This window comes from Streptomyces asoensis (assembly GCF_016860545.1).
GTDB lineage: Bacteria > Actinomycetota > Actinomycetes > Streptomycetales > Streptomycetaceae > Streptomyces > Streptomyces asoensis.
Map to the genome: position 1 here is coordinate 1,787,467 of NZ_BNEB01000005.1, position 14,344 is coordinate 1,801,810.

Here is a 14,344-nt window from a genome sequence, read left to right on the forward strand (position 1 = left end):
GGAGCCGGAGGGGCGGTCCGGGCGGCCCCCGCGCTCAGGGGGTACGGGTGAGGAGCCGTCCCTTCGGTTCGGTGAACTCCCCGTCGGCGTGGATCCGTTCGCCCCGCAGCCAGGTGGACTTCACGACGCCGTACAGGGTCTTGCCGGCGTACGCGGTGACGTGGTTGCGGTGCTGGAGGGACGCGGGGTCGACGGTGAAGGTCTCGTCGGGGGCGAGGACGGCGAAGTCGGCGTCCCGGCCCGCCTCGATGGCGCCCTTGCGGGACAGGCCCACGAGGGCGGCCGTGCGGGTGGACATCCACCGCACGACGTCCTCCAGGCCGTGGCCCCGCCGCCGGGCCTGCGTCCAGACGGCCGCCAGGCTCAGCTGGAGCCCCGAGATGCCGCCCCACGCGGTGGCGAAGTCGTCGGTCTTGAGGTCGGCCGTGGACGGCGAGTGGTCGGTGACCACGCAGTCGATCGTGCCGTCCGCCAGGGCCTGCCAGAGCAGGTCCTGGTTGGCGGACTCACGGATCGGCGGGCAGCACTTGAACTCGCTGGCGCCGTCGGGGACCTCCTCGGCGGTCAGGGTCAGGTAGTGCGGGCAGGTCTCGACCGTGATGCGCACGCCGTCCGCCTTGGCCGCGGCGATCAGCGGGAGCGCGTCGCTGGAGGAAAGGTGCAGGACGTGCACGCGCGCGTGGAGGCGTTTCGCCTGGGCGACGAGCTCCGCGACGGCGGTGTCCTCGGCGTGCCGGGGGCGGCTGGCCAGGAAGTCGGCGTACCGGGGGCCACCCTGCTGCGGGGCGGCGTCGAGGTGGCGCGGGTCCTCCGCGTGCACGATCAGCAGGCCGTCGAATCCGGCGATCTCGGTGAGGGACCGGGCGAGGCGGTCACGGTCGAGGTGCGGGAACTCGTCCACGCCGGAGGGCGAGAGGAACGCCTTGAAACCGAAGACGCCGGACTCGTGCAGCGGCCGCAGGTCCTTGACGTTGTCGGGCAGGGCACCGCCCCAGAAGCCGACGTCGATGTGCGCCTTGTCGGCGGCGACCTCGCGTTTGATCCGGAGGTGGTCGACCGTCGTGGTGGGCGGCAGGGAGTTCAGGGGCATGTCGACGAGCGTGGTGATGCCGCCGGCCGCCGCCGCGCGCGTGGCGGTCCAGAAGCCCTCCCAGTGGGTGCGCCCCGGGTCGTTGACGTGAACATGGGTGTCCACGAGTCCGGGCAGCAGCACATGGTCGCCGAAGTCCTCCAGGCGGGCGCCCGCGGGGACGGGCGTGTCGTACGGGAGGACGGCCGTGATCCTTCCGCCGGCGACCGCGACCGCGGCGGGCCGTGACCCTTCGGGAGTGATGACGCGCGTCGAGCGCAGTATGAGTTCGGCGTCGGACACCCGGACCCCTCTCTTGCGTTCATCCGGCGGAAACTTCCACGCAACGGAATTCAACGTTCTGTTGAAGGAGTCTTCCGTTCCGCCCGCATGCCGTCAAGGGCACCCTCCCCCCACGATGCACCCGGTCGCGCCACTCTGGACGTTTCCACATAACGGAATTACTATTCCGACCAGCAGAAGGTAGCTACACACCAGCGAGGAGTCAACCGACCGCCGGGTAGGCTTCAGCCCCTCCCGCCAGTTTCGAAAGGAACGCGCCGTGCCGACGTCCAGCGCCAGCACCACCGACTCCGCCAGGTCCGCGGGCGGAGGAGTCCAGTCCCTCGAGCGCGCCTTCGATCTGCTCGAGCGGATGGCGGACGCGGGCGGCGAGGTCGGCCTGAGCGAGCTGTCCGCGAGCAGCGGGCTGCCGCTGCCCACCATCCACCGGCTGATGCGCACCCTGGTGGCCTGCGGTTACGTCCGCCAGCAGGCCAACCGGCGCTATGCGCTCGGACCCCGGCTGATCCGGCTCGGCGAGTCGGCGGCCCGGCTGCTGGGCACCTGGGCCCGCCCCTACCTGGCGCGCCTGGTGGAGGAGACCGGCGAGACGGCGAACATGGCCCTGCTCGACGGCGACGAGATCGTCTACGTGGCGCAGGTGCCGTCCAAGCACTCGATGCGGATGTTCACCGAGGTCGGCCGCCGGGTCCTGCCGCACTCCACCGGTGTCGGCAAGGCCCTGCTCGCGGGTTTCCCGGACGACGAGGTGCGTGCCCTGCTCGCCCGCACCGGCATGCCCGCCGCGACCGACAGGACGATCACCACCCCCGACGGCTTCCTGGCCGCCCTCGCGGAGGTGCGCGCCGCCGGCTACGCGGTCGACGACAACGAGCAGGAGATCGGCGTCCGCTGCCTGGCGGTCCAGGTGCCGGACTCCCCGACGGCCGCGGCCATCTCGATCTCGGGCCCGGCGGGCCGGGTCACCGAGGCGGCCACCGGGAGCATCGTGCCGGTGCTCCAGCAGGTGGCGGCGGAACTGTCCCAGGCGCTGACCAGTGCGGGACCGGCGGTCTAGAGCCGACCCGGCTCCGACCCCCGGGGTCTCCGTCGGTCGCTCAGCCGCGTGGCGTCTGCCCGAACCGGTCCACTGCGCCGCGGACGTCCGCCAGCCCCCGCGCCAGGGCGCTCACCGAGCCGATGGCACCCGCTATCAGCAGCAACGACCTGCGCAGCCGCGGGACTTCGGGGGTGCCGTGGGTCACCATCGCGGCGAGCGCGGCGAGTTCGTCCTCGGCGATGCCGCGGTCCGGGAAGTCGGCCGGATACGTGGCGAGTTCGCGGCGTAACCGGGACACCGCGGTCCGCAGTTCCGCCACCTTGCGGTCCTCGTCGCCACCGGTCACCGCTCTTTGCCCCAAGCTCCGCAACACAGCTCTCCCCCCTCACGCTCCGCCGAGCGCGCGTGCGCGCCCGCCCCGCCCCGCCCCGCACGTCCCGCGGCACGGCCGGGCACGGCAGGACGCGCGGGTCAGTAAACGCCACCCGATGCGGCGTGCGCCACTGCGCGTACCGAAATTCAGCCCTCGCACACCGTGCCGTCACCGACGTGTCAGGTATGCAGGAGGCATGACGCACAAGGAAGAAGAGGCCGCCGACCAGGTGGCCGGCCTGCTGCTCGCGGCGGGCGGGGGCCGGCGGCTCGGCGGACACCCCAAGGCGCTGCTCGAACACCGGGGACGGCCGCTCGTCGAACACGCGGTCGCGGCCCTGCGCACGGCGGGCTGCGCACACGTGCACGTGGTGCTCGGGGCCGCCGCCGACGCCGTACGCGAGCGGGCGCGGCTGGACGGGTGCGTGATCGTGCCGAACCCGCAGTGGGAGCGGGGCATGGGCACGTCGCTGCGGGCCGGACTCGCCTCGCTCGCCGGGACCGGGGCGGGCGCCGCGCTGGTACTCCTCGTCGACCAGCCCGGTATCGGTCCGGAAGCCGTGGCCCGGGTGCTCGCCGCCCACGAGGACGGCTCGTCGCTCGTCTGCGCCACCTACGACGGGGTCCGCGGCCATCCCGTCCTGTTCGGGTCGGCGCACTGGGAGGGCGTCGCCGCGAGCGCCACCGGCGACCGGGGCGCCCGGGCCTATCTGAAGGAGCACGCGCAGGCGCTCACGCTCGTCGAGTGCGCGGACGTGGCCCGCCCCTTCGACATCGACACCCCCGCGGACCTCGGCCGACTCGAGTGAGAGGGGTCCGGCACCGGGCGCCGGGTTGCCTCGACGCGGAGAATCTCGACATCAACAAACGATTGAACTTCCACGATGAGGAAACTAGTATCCACTGATCACAAGGCTCGGCCCCGTCCGGGGCCCCGCTCGCCGCAATCCGCTTCGACCGGCACCCGGTGCCACCGCTGAAGGAAGTGACCGCTCATGTCCGCACCAGCGCCGTCCCCGCTGGCCATCGTCGACGCCGAGCCCCTGCCGCGCCAGGAGGAGGTCCTCACCGAGGCGGCGCTCGCCTTCGTGGCCGAACTGCACCGGCGGTTCACCCCGCGCCGTGACGAGCTCCTCGCCCGGCGGGTCGCGCGGCGCGCCGAGATCGCCCGCACCTCCTCGCTCGACTTCCTCCCGGAGACGGCCGCCGTGCGCGCGGACGACTCCTGGAAGGTGGCCCCCTCTCCCGCGGCCCTGGACGACCGCCGCGTCGAGATCACCGGTCCGACCGACCGCAAGATGACCGTCAACGCCCTGAACTCCGGCGCCAGGGTCTGGCTCGCCGACTTCGAGGACGCCTCGGCGCCGACCTGGGAGAACGTCGTCCTCGGGCAGGTCAACCTGGCCGACGCGTACACCAGGAACATCGACTTCACCGACCCGGTGTCCGGCAAGTCGTACGCCCTGAAGGACGACGCCGAACTCGCCACCGTCGTCATGCGCCCGCGCGGCTGGCACCTGAACGAGCGGCACCTCGTCGACGCGGACGGCCGCCAGGTCCCCGGCGCCCTCGTCGACTTCGGGCTGTACTTCTTCCACAACGCACAGCGCCTTCTCGACCTGGGCAAGGGGCCGTACTTCTACCTCCCGAAGACGGAGTCGCACCTGGAGGCCCGCCTGTGGAACGAGGTGTTCGTCTTCGCCCAGGACCACATCGGCATCCCGCAGGGCACCGTCCGCGCCACCGTGCTCATCGAGACGATCACGGCCGCGTACGAGATGGAGGAGATCCTCTACGAACTCCGCGACCACGCCTCCGGGTTGAACGCCGGCCGGTGGGACTACCTGTTCTCCATCGTCAAGAACTTCCGTGACGGCGGACCCAGGTTCGTCCTGCCGGACCGCAACGCGGTCACGATGACCGCCCCGTTCATGCGGGCGTACACCGAACTCCTCGTGCGCACCTGCCACAAGCGCGGTGCGCACGCGATCGGCGGCATGGCCGCCTTCATCCCGTCCCGACGCGACGAGCAGGTCAACAAGGTCGCGTTCGAGAAGGTGAAGGCCGACAAGGACCGCGAGGCCGCCGACGGCTTCGACGGGTCGTGGGTGGCCCACCCGGACCTGGTCCCGATCGCGATGGCGTCCTTCGACGCGGTGCTCGGCGACCGGCCGAACCAGAAGGACCGGCTGCGCGAGGACGTCGACGTCAAGGCCGCCGACCTGATCGCGGTCGACTCGCTGGAGGCCCGGCCGACGTACGAGGGACTCGTCAACGCCGTCCAGGTCGGCATCCGTTACATCGAGGCCTGGCTGCGCGGCCTGGGCGCGGTCGCCATCTTCAACCTGATGGAGGACGCGGCCACGGCGGAGATCTCCCGCTCGCAGATCTGGCAGTGGATCAACGCGGGAGTGGAGTTCGAGCACGAGGGCGGCACCGTCAGGGCCACGCCCGGCCTGGCGCGGGAGATCGCGGCGCGCGAACTCGCCGCGATCCGCGAGGAGATCGGCGAGGAGGCCTTCACGGCCGGCCACTGGCAGCAGGCCCACGACCTGCTGCTGACGGTCTCCCTCGACGACGACTACGCGGACTTCCTCACTCTGCCCGCGTACGAGCAGCTCAGGGGCTGAGCACCGCGGCGGACTCCCCGCCGCGCGGCACGTTCAGCGGTCCGAGTGGCCCAGGGACCTTCCCGGGGCCACCCGGTCGCGGACGAGCTTCTTCACCGCTGTCGGCTCCGGGAAGCCCTGTTCGCGGCGGTCCCAGACCACCTCGTCGTCGATCCGCACGACGAAGACCCCGCCCTTGCCCGGCCTCAGCGCGAGTTCGGACAGCTCGGCCTCGAAGGTCGTGAGCAGTTCCTGGGCCAGCCAGGCGGCGCGGGGCAGCCAGCGGCACTGGGTGCAGTACTCGATCTCGACCCGCCGGCCCGGCGCGCCGGACCCGCCCGGCTCCTGCGGCCCGCTCCCCGCGCTCGGCTCGTCCATCCCGCTCGTTCCTCTCACGCCACTCGGGTCTGCCAGGTCTCCCGGGCCGCCCGGGTCGTCAGGACCACCCGTCCCGCGCCGGTCGCTCATCCGAGGTGCACCGACCAGTCCTGTTCCGCGGCCGGCTTGCCGTGCAGGTCGGGGACCCGCTTGAGCCAGTCCGGCCGTCCCTGCCGCGTCCTCGCCGCACGCCGGGCCTCGTCGGCGGCGAGCTCCTCCCGAGCGGGGAAGTCGGTGGGCAGCCAGGCCGCGGACGCCTCCGCCCGCGCGTGGAGGTAGCGCACGTACGCCTCCCGGACCGCGTCCGGCGAGGTGAACCCCTCCTCGCCGCTCAGCCAGGCGTCCGGCACCTTGGCCACGACCCGGCGCAGCAGCTCCTCGGTCACCAGGGGCGCCAGTTCGGCGTCGGCCGCCCGGGTGTCCGGGGCCGAGTGCCCGAGCGCGTGGTGACGGAAGTCGTACGCCTTCGCCGGGTCGGCCCCGTCCCAGCGGTGGTGGAAGACGAGGGCCGCACCGTGGTCGATGAGCCACAGCCGCGGCGGGGCGATGCCGAACGTGGGCCAGACCATCAGGTTGGAGCTGTGCACCGTACGGTCGACGTTGACGGTCAGGGCGTCCAGCCAGACGATGCGCCCGGCCTCCCGCGGCTCCACCGGGAACACCTCGGCGACCTGCGGGGTGAAGTCCCGGGCGCCCGGCAGGAAGTCCATCCCGAGGTTGAGCCCGGCGCTCGCCGCGTGCAGGTCGCGCACCTCCTGGTGCGGTTCGTGGTCCGCGACGGCCGGATCGAAGTGCACCAGGACCAGCTCGGGGAAGCGCAGCCCGAGGGCGCGCGCCAGCTCACCGACGATCACCTCGGCGACGAGCGCCTTGCGGCCCTGCGCGGAGCCCGTGAACTTCACTACGTAGGTGCCCAGGTCGTCGGCCTCGACGATGCCGGGAACGGAACCGCCGGAGCGCAGCGGTTCGAGGTAGCGGGTCGCGGTGACCTCTCTCAGCATGTCGTGCGGGCCACCCTCGTCGGGACGGTCCGGACGGTTCCTTCCGGCATGCGCATCTCCCTGCCCCTCCGGCAGGCCGCCGGGCGTCCGTCCGCCTCGCTGCCCGCCTCCGGCGTGACATGAGCATAGTAACCGAGGGTGACCGGCGGCCCGTGGCGCCGGGCGGACGAACAGACGGGGTCGCGGTGAACGCGGGCGCGGTGGCGGCCGTACCCCTGACGGACCCCGGCGGTGAGCCGGGGGCACCGGCCTCTCCTAGGATGATCCCGATGACCACCACCGAGCAGCGCCTCGCGCCACCGCCCTCGCCGCGGTGGCGCACGGCGCTGCTCGTGCTCGGGCTGCTGGCGGGACTGCTCGCGATGCACGCCCTGGCTCCCGGCGGCGCGGTCCACGGACACGGCGGGCCGTCGCGCCCGTCGACGGCCGTCGCGGTCGCCGCGGACGACGGCTGTGCCGGACACGGCGGGGACTGCGGCGGCGGGCACGCCCGTCACGCCGACGCCACCTGTGCGGCCGCCGCGGTGAGCGGCACGCCCGCCCCGCCCCTGCTGGTGCCCGACGCCCTGGCCGTCCCCGCCCGCGCGGAATCCGTCCGCTCGTGCGCGTCCGGGGCCCCCGACGGCGCCCGCGCGCCGCCGTCGCTGGCGGAACTGCAACTCCTGCGGATCTAGACCGCCCCGCGCGCCCCGTCCGACCACACAGGACGCGGTGCGCCTCGGCACGTCCGGATCGTTTCCCGTGAAGCACTCAGCACAGCAGGAGTTCCCCCATGCGCAACACCCGTACCCTGACCCGTCGCGCCCTCGTCGGGGCCGCGTCCGTGACCGCCGCCCTCGTCCTCGCCGCCTGTGGCAGCGGCGGGGAGAGCACCGGTGAGGCGGGCGGCGGCAGCGGCTCGGCGCCGGCGTCCACCGGCGCTTCGGCCGACGCCACCGCCGGCGCGCACAACGCGCAGGACGTCGCCTTCGCGCAGGGCATGATCCCGCACCACCGGCAGGCGCTGGAGATGGCGCGGCTGGCCGCCGGCCGGGCCTCCTCGGCGCAGGTCAAGGACATCGCCGCCCGCGTCGAGAAGGCGCAGGACCCGGAGATCAAGACGATGAGCGGCTGGCTGACGGCCTGGGGCGAGGACGTCCCGGCCGCCTCGGGCAGCGCCGCGGAGTCCATGCCCGGCATGGACCACTCCGCCGGGTCCGGCATGCCCGGCATGCCCGGCATGATGGACGCCTCCGGCATGGACGCGCTGAAGAAGGCGTCCGGCGCGGAGTTCGACACCATGTTCCTCACGATGATGATCGAGCACCACAAGGGCGCCGTGGAGATGGCCGGTACCGAGAAGGACAAGGGTGCGTACCGGCCCGCTGCTTCGATGGCCGACGCCATCGTCACGTCGCAGACCGCGGAGATCACCGAGATGACCAAGCTCCTCGACAAGTCCTGACCCCGAGGGACGGCCCCGCCGACGCCTCCGCCTCCGCCGTCACCAGCGGCGGGGCGGGGGCGCCCCCGCCCGGACCGGGGGTGGGTCAGGGGGTGCAGTGGGCGAGCCAGGATCGGGCCTGTTCGGGGGTGGTCACCGTGCGGACGCCCTCGGGGGGCGGGGGTCTGCGGACGACGAGCACGGGAAGCCGCGCCTCGCGCGCGGCGAGGAGTTTCGGGGCGGTGGCCGCGCCGCCGCTGTCCTTGGTCACGACGACGTCGATCCGGTGCCGGCGCAGTAGTCCGCGCTCCCCGGCGAGGGTGAAGGGCCCCCGGTCGAGCAGCACCTCCGTCCGGGACGGGGCGGGCTCCCCGGGCGGTTCCACGGACCGTACGAGGAACCAGAGTTCGTCCAGGGCGGCGAAGGCGGCCAGCCCCATCCGGCCGGTGGTGAGGAACACCCGCCGCCCGAGCGAGGGCAGCAGCCCGGCGGCCTCGGTCAGCGAACCGGCGTCGTGCCAGACGTCACCCGGGGCCGGGGTCCAGCCGGGACGGCGCAGCGCGAGGAGCGGGACGCCCGTACGGGCGGCGGCCTCGGCCGCGTGCAGACTCATGGCGGCGGCGAAGGGATGGGTGGCGTCCACCAGCGCGTCGACCCGGTGTCCGGTCAGCCACGCGGCCAGCCCCTCGGCCCCGCCGAAGCCGCCCACCCGCACCGCGCCGGGCGGGAGCCTCGGTGTGCTCACCCGTCCGGCCAGGGAGCTCGTCACGCGCCACCCGGGCGCGGGGTCCGCCGCCAGGAGTCCGGCGAGGTCACGGGCCTCGGCGGTGCCGCCCAGGATCAGTACGTGCACGGCGTCCGGGTTCCCTTCCTAAGGGCGGGGCGAGGGGCGGCGCGGCCGGGACCGCCGCAGCGCCAACTGAAGCACACGGCCCGCGAAGGAGGGCACCGCGCCCGCCGTCCGGGCATTGACTCGCCCTGATTCACTTAGAGTAGCCTTGCCTAAGTTGACCGGATCCGGAGGGTGGCTGGTGGGATCAGGGGAACAGTCGGGACGTGACGTCCTGACACGCTCGGTCCGGGGGCAGGCGCGCCGCGTCGGTCTCGGCGCGGCGCTCGGATGCGTGCACCAACTGGGGGAAGCCGTGGTGCCGGTGCTCATCGGCGTCGTCATCGACCAGGCCGTCGCCGGACAGGACGCCGGGCGGCTCCTGCTGTGGCTGGCCGTCCTCGCCGTGGTGTACGTGACGCTGTCGTGGAGCTTCCGGCTGGGCGCGCGGGCGGGTGAGCGCGGCGCCGAGGAGGCCGCCCACACCCTGCGCCTGGCGATCGTGCGCCGGGTGCTCGACGCCCGCGGCGGCGCCGAGGACGGACGGCTGCCCGGCGAACTGGCCAACGTCGCCACCGAGGACGCCAAGCGCGTCGGCGCCGTCAACATGGCCCTGATGAGCGGGACCTGGGCCGTCGCGGGCGTCACCGCGAGCGCCGTGGCGCTCCTGCTGACGTCCGTGCCGCTCGGACTGATCGTGCTGCTCGGCACGCCGGTGCTGCTGTGGCTGGGACACCTGCTGAGCAAGCCGCTGGAACGCCGCAGCGAGGCCGAGCAGGACCGGGCCGCCCACGCCTCGGGGGTGGCGGCCGACCTGGTGGCCGGGCTGCGGGTGCTGAAGGGACTGGGGGCCCAGCGGGCCGCGGTCGAGCGGTACCGCGGGACGAGCCGCCTCTCGCTGGCCGCCACCTTGCGCGCGGCGCGTGCCGAGTCCTGGCAGACCGGACTCGTCCTGGCCCTGACCGGCGGTTTCATCGCGCTGATAGCGCTGGTGGGCGGCCGGCTGGCGCTCGACGGGTCGCTCAGCCTGGGGCAGTTGGTGTCCGCGGTGGGCCTCGCGCTGTTCCTGCTGGGGCCGTTGGAGACGTTCGCCTGGGTCAACGCCGAACTGGCGCAGGGCCGGGCCTCGGCCGCCCGGATCGCGCAGGTGCTGGCCGCGGAGCCCGCCGTCGTGGGCGGCGACGACCCGGTGCCGCAGCCGGTGCGCGGAGCACTGCGGCTGCGCGGGGTACGGCTCGGCGACGGCACGGACGGCATCGACCTCGACGTGGCGGCCGGCCGGCTCACCGGCATCGCCGTGACGGACCCCGCCTGCGCGGAGGCGCTGCTGCGCTGTCTGGGCCGGGAACGGGATCCGGAGTCGGGCACGGTCGAGCTGGACGGGGTGCCGCTGAACCGCTTCGATCCGGCGCAACTGCGGGCCGCGGTACTGGTCGCCGCGCACGACGCCGTGCTGTTCGACGGCTCGCTCGCCGACAACGTGACGCCTCGCGCGGAGCCGGAGGACGACGGGACGCCGGACGGATCCGCCGCGGAGCCGTCGGCCGGGGACGGCACGGGTGACGCGGACGCGGATGTCCTGACGGAACGGGCCATGTGCGCCGCGCACGCCGACGAGGTGGCCCGCTCCCTGCCGCACGGCACCGCCACCGGGGTCGGCGAGGGCGGCCGCTCCCTGTCCGGCGGCCAGCGCCAGCGCGTCCTGCTGGCGCGCGCCCTGCGCGCCGGGCCGCCCGTCCTGGTCGTGCACGATCCGACGACGGCCGTCGACGCGCTGACCGAGGCGCGCATCGCCGAAGGGCTGCGCGAGATCCGCCGCGGCCGCACCACGCTCGTGGTGACCAACAGTCCGGCGCTGCTCGCCGTCGCCGACCGGGTGGTCCTCCTGGACGGCGGCCGGGTCGGAGCCGAAGGCACACACGCGGAGCTCGTACGGGCCGACGCGACCTACCGGACGGCGGTGCTGGCATGACCACGCGATCCGAGGAGGCGGAGGCCGGCCGCGCCCTGCTGCCCACGGCGAGCGCCGCGCGCACCCGCGCCGCGGTGGGCGAACTGCTGCGTCCGCACCGGGGCCTGGCCTTCGCGGGGTTCGGGCTGATGGTGGTGGCCACCTCCGTCGGACTGCTCACCCAGCCCCTGCTCGGCCGGATCGTCGACGTCGTCACCGAGCACCGGTCCGCCGACGCGCTCGACCTGCCCGTCCTCGCGCTGGCCGCGGTCGCCGTGGTGCAGGGCGTCACGACCGCGCAGGGCATGTCGCTGGTCTCCCGGCTCGGCGAGACCGTGCTCGCCCGGCTGCGCGAACTGTTCGTGGAGCGCGCGCTGTCGCTGCCGCTGGAGCGGCTGGAGAAGGCCGGCTCGGGCGATCTCAACGCCCGCGTCACCCGGGACGTGTCGCGGGTCGCCGACGCCGTGCGCGGGGCGCTGCCCGAGCTGGCCCGTTCCGCGCTGTCGATCGTGCTGACCCTGGTCGCGCTGGCCGTGCTGGACTGGCGGTTCCTGCTGGCCGCGCTGGTCGCCGTGCCCGTGCAGGCGCACACCGCGCGCTGGTACGTGCGCAACGCCGTGCCCCTGTACGCCAGGGAGCGCATCGCCACCGGGGCCCAGCAGCAGCAGTTGCTGGACACGATAGGCGGGGCGCGGACCGTCCGGGCGTACCGGATGCAGACCCGCCACACCCGCGAGGTCACCGAGCGCTCGCGGGCGTCGGTGGAGCTGACGATGCGCGGGGTGCGGCTGGTGCTGCGCTTCTACAGCCGGCTGCACATCGCCGAGTACGCGGGCCTCGGCGCCGTCCTGGTCACCGGGTTCCTGCTGGTGCGTTCGGGGTCCGCGTCGGTCGGCACCGCCACGGCCGCCGCGCTGTACTTCCACGCGCTGTTCGGCCCGGTGAACACCGCGCTGGTGCTGCTCGACGACGCCCAGTCGGCGACGGCGGGACTGGCCCGGCTGGTCGGAGTGGTGGACGAACCGGTGCCCGCGTCCGCCGGGCACCCGGACGACCGTCCGGTCCCCGCCGGAGCCCCCGCCGTGACGCTGACCGCCGTCTCGCACGCGTACGTGCCCGGCCGCCCGGTGCTGCACGGCGTCGACCTGGAGATCCGGCCCAAGGAACGCGTCGCGCTGGTCGGCACGACCGGGGCGGGCAAGACGACGCTCGCGAAGCTGGTGGCCGGACTGCACCGGCCGGACGGCGGCCGCGTCGACGTCGGCGGTGTCGAACCGGACGAGTCGGGCCGCCTGGTGGGACTCGTGACGCAGGAGGTGCACGTCTTCGCCGGGCCGCTCGCCGACGACCTGCGGCTGGCCCGTCCGCAGGCGGACGACGAGGAGCTGCGGGAGGCGCTGGCGGGTGTGGGCGCCCTCGGCTGGGCGCAGGCGCTCCCGGACGGTCTGGACACCGTCGTCGGCGACGGCGGCCACCGGCTGACCGCCGACCGCGCCCAGCAACTCGCGCTCGCCCGGATCCTGCTGGCCGATCCGCCGGTCGTCGTCCTCGACGAGGCGACCGCGGAGGCGGGCAGTTCGGGCGCCCGGCAGCTCGACGAGGCGGCCGAGCGGGCCCTGCGGGGCCGTACGGCGCTGGTCGTGGCGCACCGTCTCAGCCAGGCCGCCACCGCGGACCGGGTGGTCGTGCTGAGCGACGGCCGGGTCGTGGAGAACGGCACCCACGACGAACTGCTCGCCGCCGGGGGCACGTACGCCGCCCTGTGGCAGGCCTGGTCCGGCAGCCGCTCCCCCGGCCCCGGTACCGGCACCAGCCCCTGAACCCGACCCCGGACGCCACTCCCCGCTCCCCGGCTCCCCGTCTCCCTGTTGCCCTCCCGCCAACCGCCCCCCTGTCTCCCCGTCCCGCCGCCGTCCGCCCACCTGCTCCTCGCCGAACGCACCACGACGAACAGAAGGATCACCGATGCCTCGCGCCACCAGAGCCTCACGGCTGTCCGGTCTGCTCGCCTCCGTCGCCCTGCTCGCCGTCGCCGCGGTCGGCTGCGGCTCCTCCGGCTCCGGGTCCGGTTCCTCGTCCGCCGACGCGAAGGGGCCGGGCGCGTCGTCGGCGTCCGGCGCCTTCCCCGTGACGCTCGACCACAAGTACGGCAGTACGACGATCGAGTCCGCGCCCCGGCGGATCGTCACCGTCGGTCTCACCGACCAGGACGCCGTCCTCGCGCTCGGCACGGTGCCGGTCGGCACCACCGAATGGCTGGGCGGCTACAAGGGCGCCGTCGGACCGTGGGCGCAGGACAAGCTGGGCGGCGCGGCGGCGCCGACCGTCCTCAAGGACACCGGCACCGGTCCCCAGGTGGAGAAGATCGCCGCGCTGAAGCCCGATCTCATCCTCGCCGTGTACTCGGGACTGACGAAGGCCCAGTACGAGAGCCTGTCGAAGTTCGCCCCGGTGGTCGCCCAGCCGAAGGCCTACAACGACTACGGGGTGCCGTGGCAGCGGCAGACCGAGGAGATCGGCAAGGCGCTCGGCAAGGCGGCCGAGGCCAAGGCGCTCGTCTCCGGCGTCGAGGACAAGTTCGCGGCGGCCAGGAAGGCGCAGCCCGCGTTCGCCGGGGCGACGGCCGTCATGGCGACCCCGTACGAGGGCACGTTCGTCTACGGCACCCAGGACACCCGCTCGCGGATCCTGTCCGACCTCGGCTTCTCGCTGCCCAAGGACCTCGACAAGGTGATCGGGGACACCTTCGGCGCCAACATCAGCAAGGAGCGCTTCGACCTGCTCGACCAGGACGTCGCCGTCTGGATCGTGCCCGACCTCACCACGGCGATCGCCAAGCTGCACGGCGACAGGATCTACGCCGACCTGGACGTCGTGAAGCAGGGCCGTGAGGTCTTCATCCAGGAGAGCGGCGACTACGGCAACGCGGTGTCCCTGTCCACGGTGCTCAGCATCCCCTACGTCCTCGACCGCCTGGTGCCGCAGCTCGCGGCGGCCGTGGACGGCAAGACCGCGACGAAGGTGGAGCAGCCGGCGTCCTGACCCGTCCGGCGGCACGGAAGGAGGGGGCGGCCCGCGCGGGCCGCCCCCTCCTTCCGTGTACCGCCGGGCTCAGGCGCCGTCGACGAGGCTCCTGGGCCGCAGGTCCGTCCAGTTGGCCTCGATGTGGTCCAGGCACTCCTGGCGGGCGGCCGGTCCGTGCGCGACGGTCCAGCCGGCCGGGACGTCCACGAAGTCGGGCCACAGGCTGTGCTGGCCCTCGTCGTTGACGAGGACGAAGTAGACGCCGTCGGGGTTCTCGAACGGGTTGCTCATGGCGGGGTCCCTGTCTTTCCGGTCTGATCCGATGTCGGGGCGGTCGTGGTGGTCG

14 protein-coding genes are annotated in these 14,344 nt (G+C 73.8%); 8 read left to right on the forward strand and 6 right to left on the reverse strand.

The features are described 5' to 3' along the window. Positions 1-34: 34 nt before the first annotated feature. Positions 35-1,372 carry an allantoinase AllB gene (gene allB / locus Saso_RS30755; RefSeq protein ID WP_189923300.1) on the reverse strand — a complete coding sequence of 446 codons (1,338 nt, stop codon included), beginning with the start codon at positions 1,370-1,372 and terminating at the stop codon, positions 35-37. Positions 1,373-1,631: 259 nt separating this feature from the next. Here allB and Saso_RS30760 point away from each other — a divergent pair, with 259 nt between their 5' ends. Continuing rightward, on the forward strand, positions 1,632-2,429 hold the full coding sequence (locus Saso_RS30760; RefSeq protein WP_189923298.1) for an IclR family transcriptional regulator: 798 nt from the start codon (positions 1,632-1,634) through the stop codon (positions 2,427-2,429). A gap of 40 nt (positions 2,430-2,469) precedes the next feature. On the opposite strand, the gene Saso_RS30765 is transcribed toward Saso_RS30760, so the two are convergent. Continuing rightward, complete coding sequence (locus Saso_RS30765; protein WP_189923296.1) at positions 2,470-2,784, reverse strand: DUF5955 family protein; 315 nt, start codon at positions 2,782-2,784, stop codon at positions 2,470-2,472. A gap of 196 nt (positions 2,785-2,980) precedes the next feature. On the opposite strand from Saso_RS30765, the gene Saso_RS30770 reads away from it, so the two are divergent. Both Saso_RS30770 and aceB read left to right on the forward strand, forming a co-directional pair. Further along, entirely contained in the window at positions 2,981-3,592 is a 612-nt protein-coding gene (locus Saso_RS30770) for a nucleotidyltransferase family protein (protein WP_189923294.1), read from the forward strand. A gap of 186 nt (positions 3,593-3,778) precedes the next feature. Then, positions 3,779-5,413, forward strand: coding sequence for a malate synthase A (gene aceB, locus Saso_RS30775; RefSeq protein ID WP_189923293.1), 1,635 nt, complete (start codon positions 3,779-3,781; stop codon positions 5,411-5,413). Positions 5,414-5,446: 33 nt separating this feature from the next. On the opposite strand, the gene Saso_RS30780 is transcribed toward aceB, so the two are convergent. Both Saso_RS30780 and Saso_RS30785 read right to left on the reverse strand, forming a co-directional pair. Then, complete coding sequence (locus Saso_RS30780; RefSeq protein ID WP_189923291.1) at positions 5,447-5,770, reverse strand: Rdx family protein; 324 nt, start codon at positions 5,768-5,770, stop codon at positions 5,447-5,449. 86 nt (positions 5,771-5,856) lie between these two features. Beyond that, positions 5,857-6,771 (reverse strand): HipA family kinase, encoded by a 915-nt coding sequence (locus Saso_RS30785; protein WP_189923289.1) that lies wholly within the window; start codon positions 6,769-6,771, stop codon positions 5,857-5,859. 269 nt (positions 6,772-7,040) lie between these two features. Here Saso_RS30785 and Saso_RS30790 point away from each other — a divergent pair, with 269 nt between their 5' ends. Beyond that, positions 7,041-7,445 (forward strand): DUF6153 family protein, encoded by a 405-nt coding sequence (locus Saso_RS30790; protein ID WP_189923287.1) that lies wholly within the window; start codon positions 7,041-7,043, stop codon positions 7,443-7,445. 98 nt (positions 7,446-7,543) lie between these two features. Beyond that, a complete protein-coding gene (locus Saso_RS30795) occupies positions 7,544-8,215 on the forward strand; it encodes a DUF305 domain-containing protein (RefSeq protein WP_189923285.1) in 672 nt (223 codons plus the stop codon). Between the two features lie 85 nt (positions 8,216-8,300). Here the strand turns inward: Saso_RS30795 and Saso_RS30800 are convergent, their stop codons facing one another. Continuing rightward, on the reverse strand, positions 8,301-9,047 hold the full coding sequence (locus tag Saso_RS30800; protein ID WP_189923284.1) for a cobalt-precorrin-6A reductase: 747 nt from the start codon (positions 9,045-9,047) through the stop codon (positions 8,301-8,303). Between the two features lie 178 nt (positions 9,048-9,225). Here Saso_RS30800 and Saso_RS30805 point away from each other — a divergent pair, with 178 nt between their 5' ends. The 3 genes from Saso_RS30805 (at position 9,226) to Saso_RS30815 (ending at position 14,016) form a co-directional block, all read left to right on the forward strand. After that, a complete protein-coding gene (locus Saso_RS30805) occupies positions 9,226-10,995 on the forward strand; it encodes an ABC transporter ATP-binding protein (protein WP_189923407.1) in 1,770 nt (589 codons plus the stop codon). Beyond that, positions 10,992-12,794, forward strand: a complete 1,803-nt coding sequence (locus Saso_RS30810; RefSeq protein WP_189923282.1) for an ABC transporter ATP-binding protein — start codon at positions 10,992-10,994, stop codon at positions 12,792-12,794. Before Saso_RS30805 ends, Saso_RS30810 begins: the two co-directional genes overlap by 4 nt. Before the next feature lie 145 nt (positions 12,795-12,939). Beyond that, the gene (locus Saso_RS30815; RefSeq protein ID WP_189923280.1) at positions 12,940-14,016 is read left to right on the forward strand and encodes an iron-siderophore ABC transporter substrate-binding protein; all 1,077 of its coding nucleotides are present in this window, start codon (positions 12,940-12,942) and stop codon (positions 14,014-14,016) included. Between the two features lie 69 nt (positions 14,017-14,085). Here the strand turns inward: Saso_RS30815 and Saso_RS30820 are convergent, their stop codons facing one another. After that, on the reverse strand, positions 14,086-14,289 hold the full coding sequence (locus Saso_RS30820) for an MbtH family protein (RefSeq protein ID WP_189923405.1): 204 nt from the start codon (positions 14,287-14,289) through the stop codon (positions 14,086-14,088). Positions 14,290-14,344 lie beyond the last annotated feature (55 nt).

Excerpts from the sequence above, each read along its gene's own strand:
- Saso_RS30780 (WP_189923291.1), bottom strand. The coding sequence starts at position 5,770 with ATGGACGAGCCGAGCGCGGGGAGCGGGCCGCAGGAGCCGGGCGGGTCC.
- Saso_RS30820 (WP_189923405.1), bottom strand. The coding sequence starts at position 14,289 with ATGAGCAACCCGTTCGAGAACCCCGACGGCGTCTACTTCGTCCTCGTC.
- Saso_RS30795 (WP_189923285.1), top strand. The coding sequence starts at position 7,544 with ATGCGCAACACCCGTACCCTGACCCGTCGCGCCCTCGTCGGGGCCGCG.
- Saso_RS30770 (WP_189923294.1), top strand. The coding sequence starts at position 2,981 with ATGACGCACAAGGAAGAAGAGGCCGCCGACCAGGTGGCCGGCCTGCTG.
- Saso_RS30810 (WP_189923282.1), top strand. The coding sequence starts at position 10,992 with ATGACCACGCGATCCGAGGAGGCGGAGGCCGGCCGCGCCCTGCTGCCC.
- Saso_RS30815 (WP_189923280.1), top strand. The coding sequence starts at position 12,940 with ATGCCTCGCGCCACCAGAGCCTCACGGCTGTCCGGTCTGCTCGCCTCC.
- Saso_RS30785 (WP_189923289.1), bottom strand. The coding sequence starts at position 6,771 with ATGCTGAGAGAGGTCACCGCGACCCGCTACCTCGAACCGCTGCGCTCC.
- Saso_RS30790 (WP_189923287.1), top strand. The coding sequence starts at position 7,041 with ATGACCACCACCGAGCAGCGCCTCGCGCCACCGCCCTCGCCGCGGTGG.
- aceB (WP_189923293.1), top strand. The coding sequence starts at position 3,779 with ATGTCCGCACCAGCGCCGTCCCCGCTGGCCATCGTCGACGCCGAGCCC.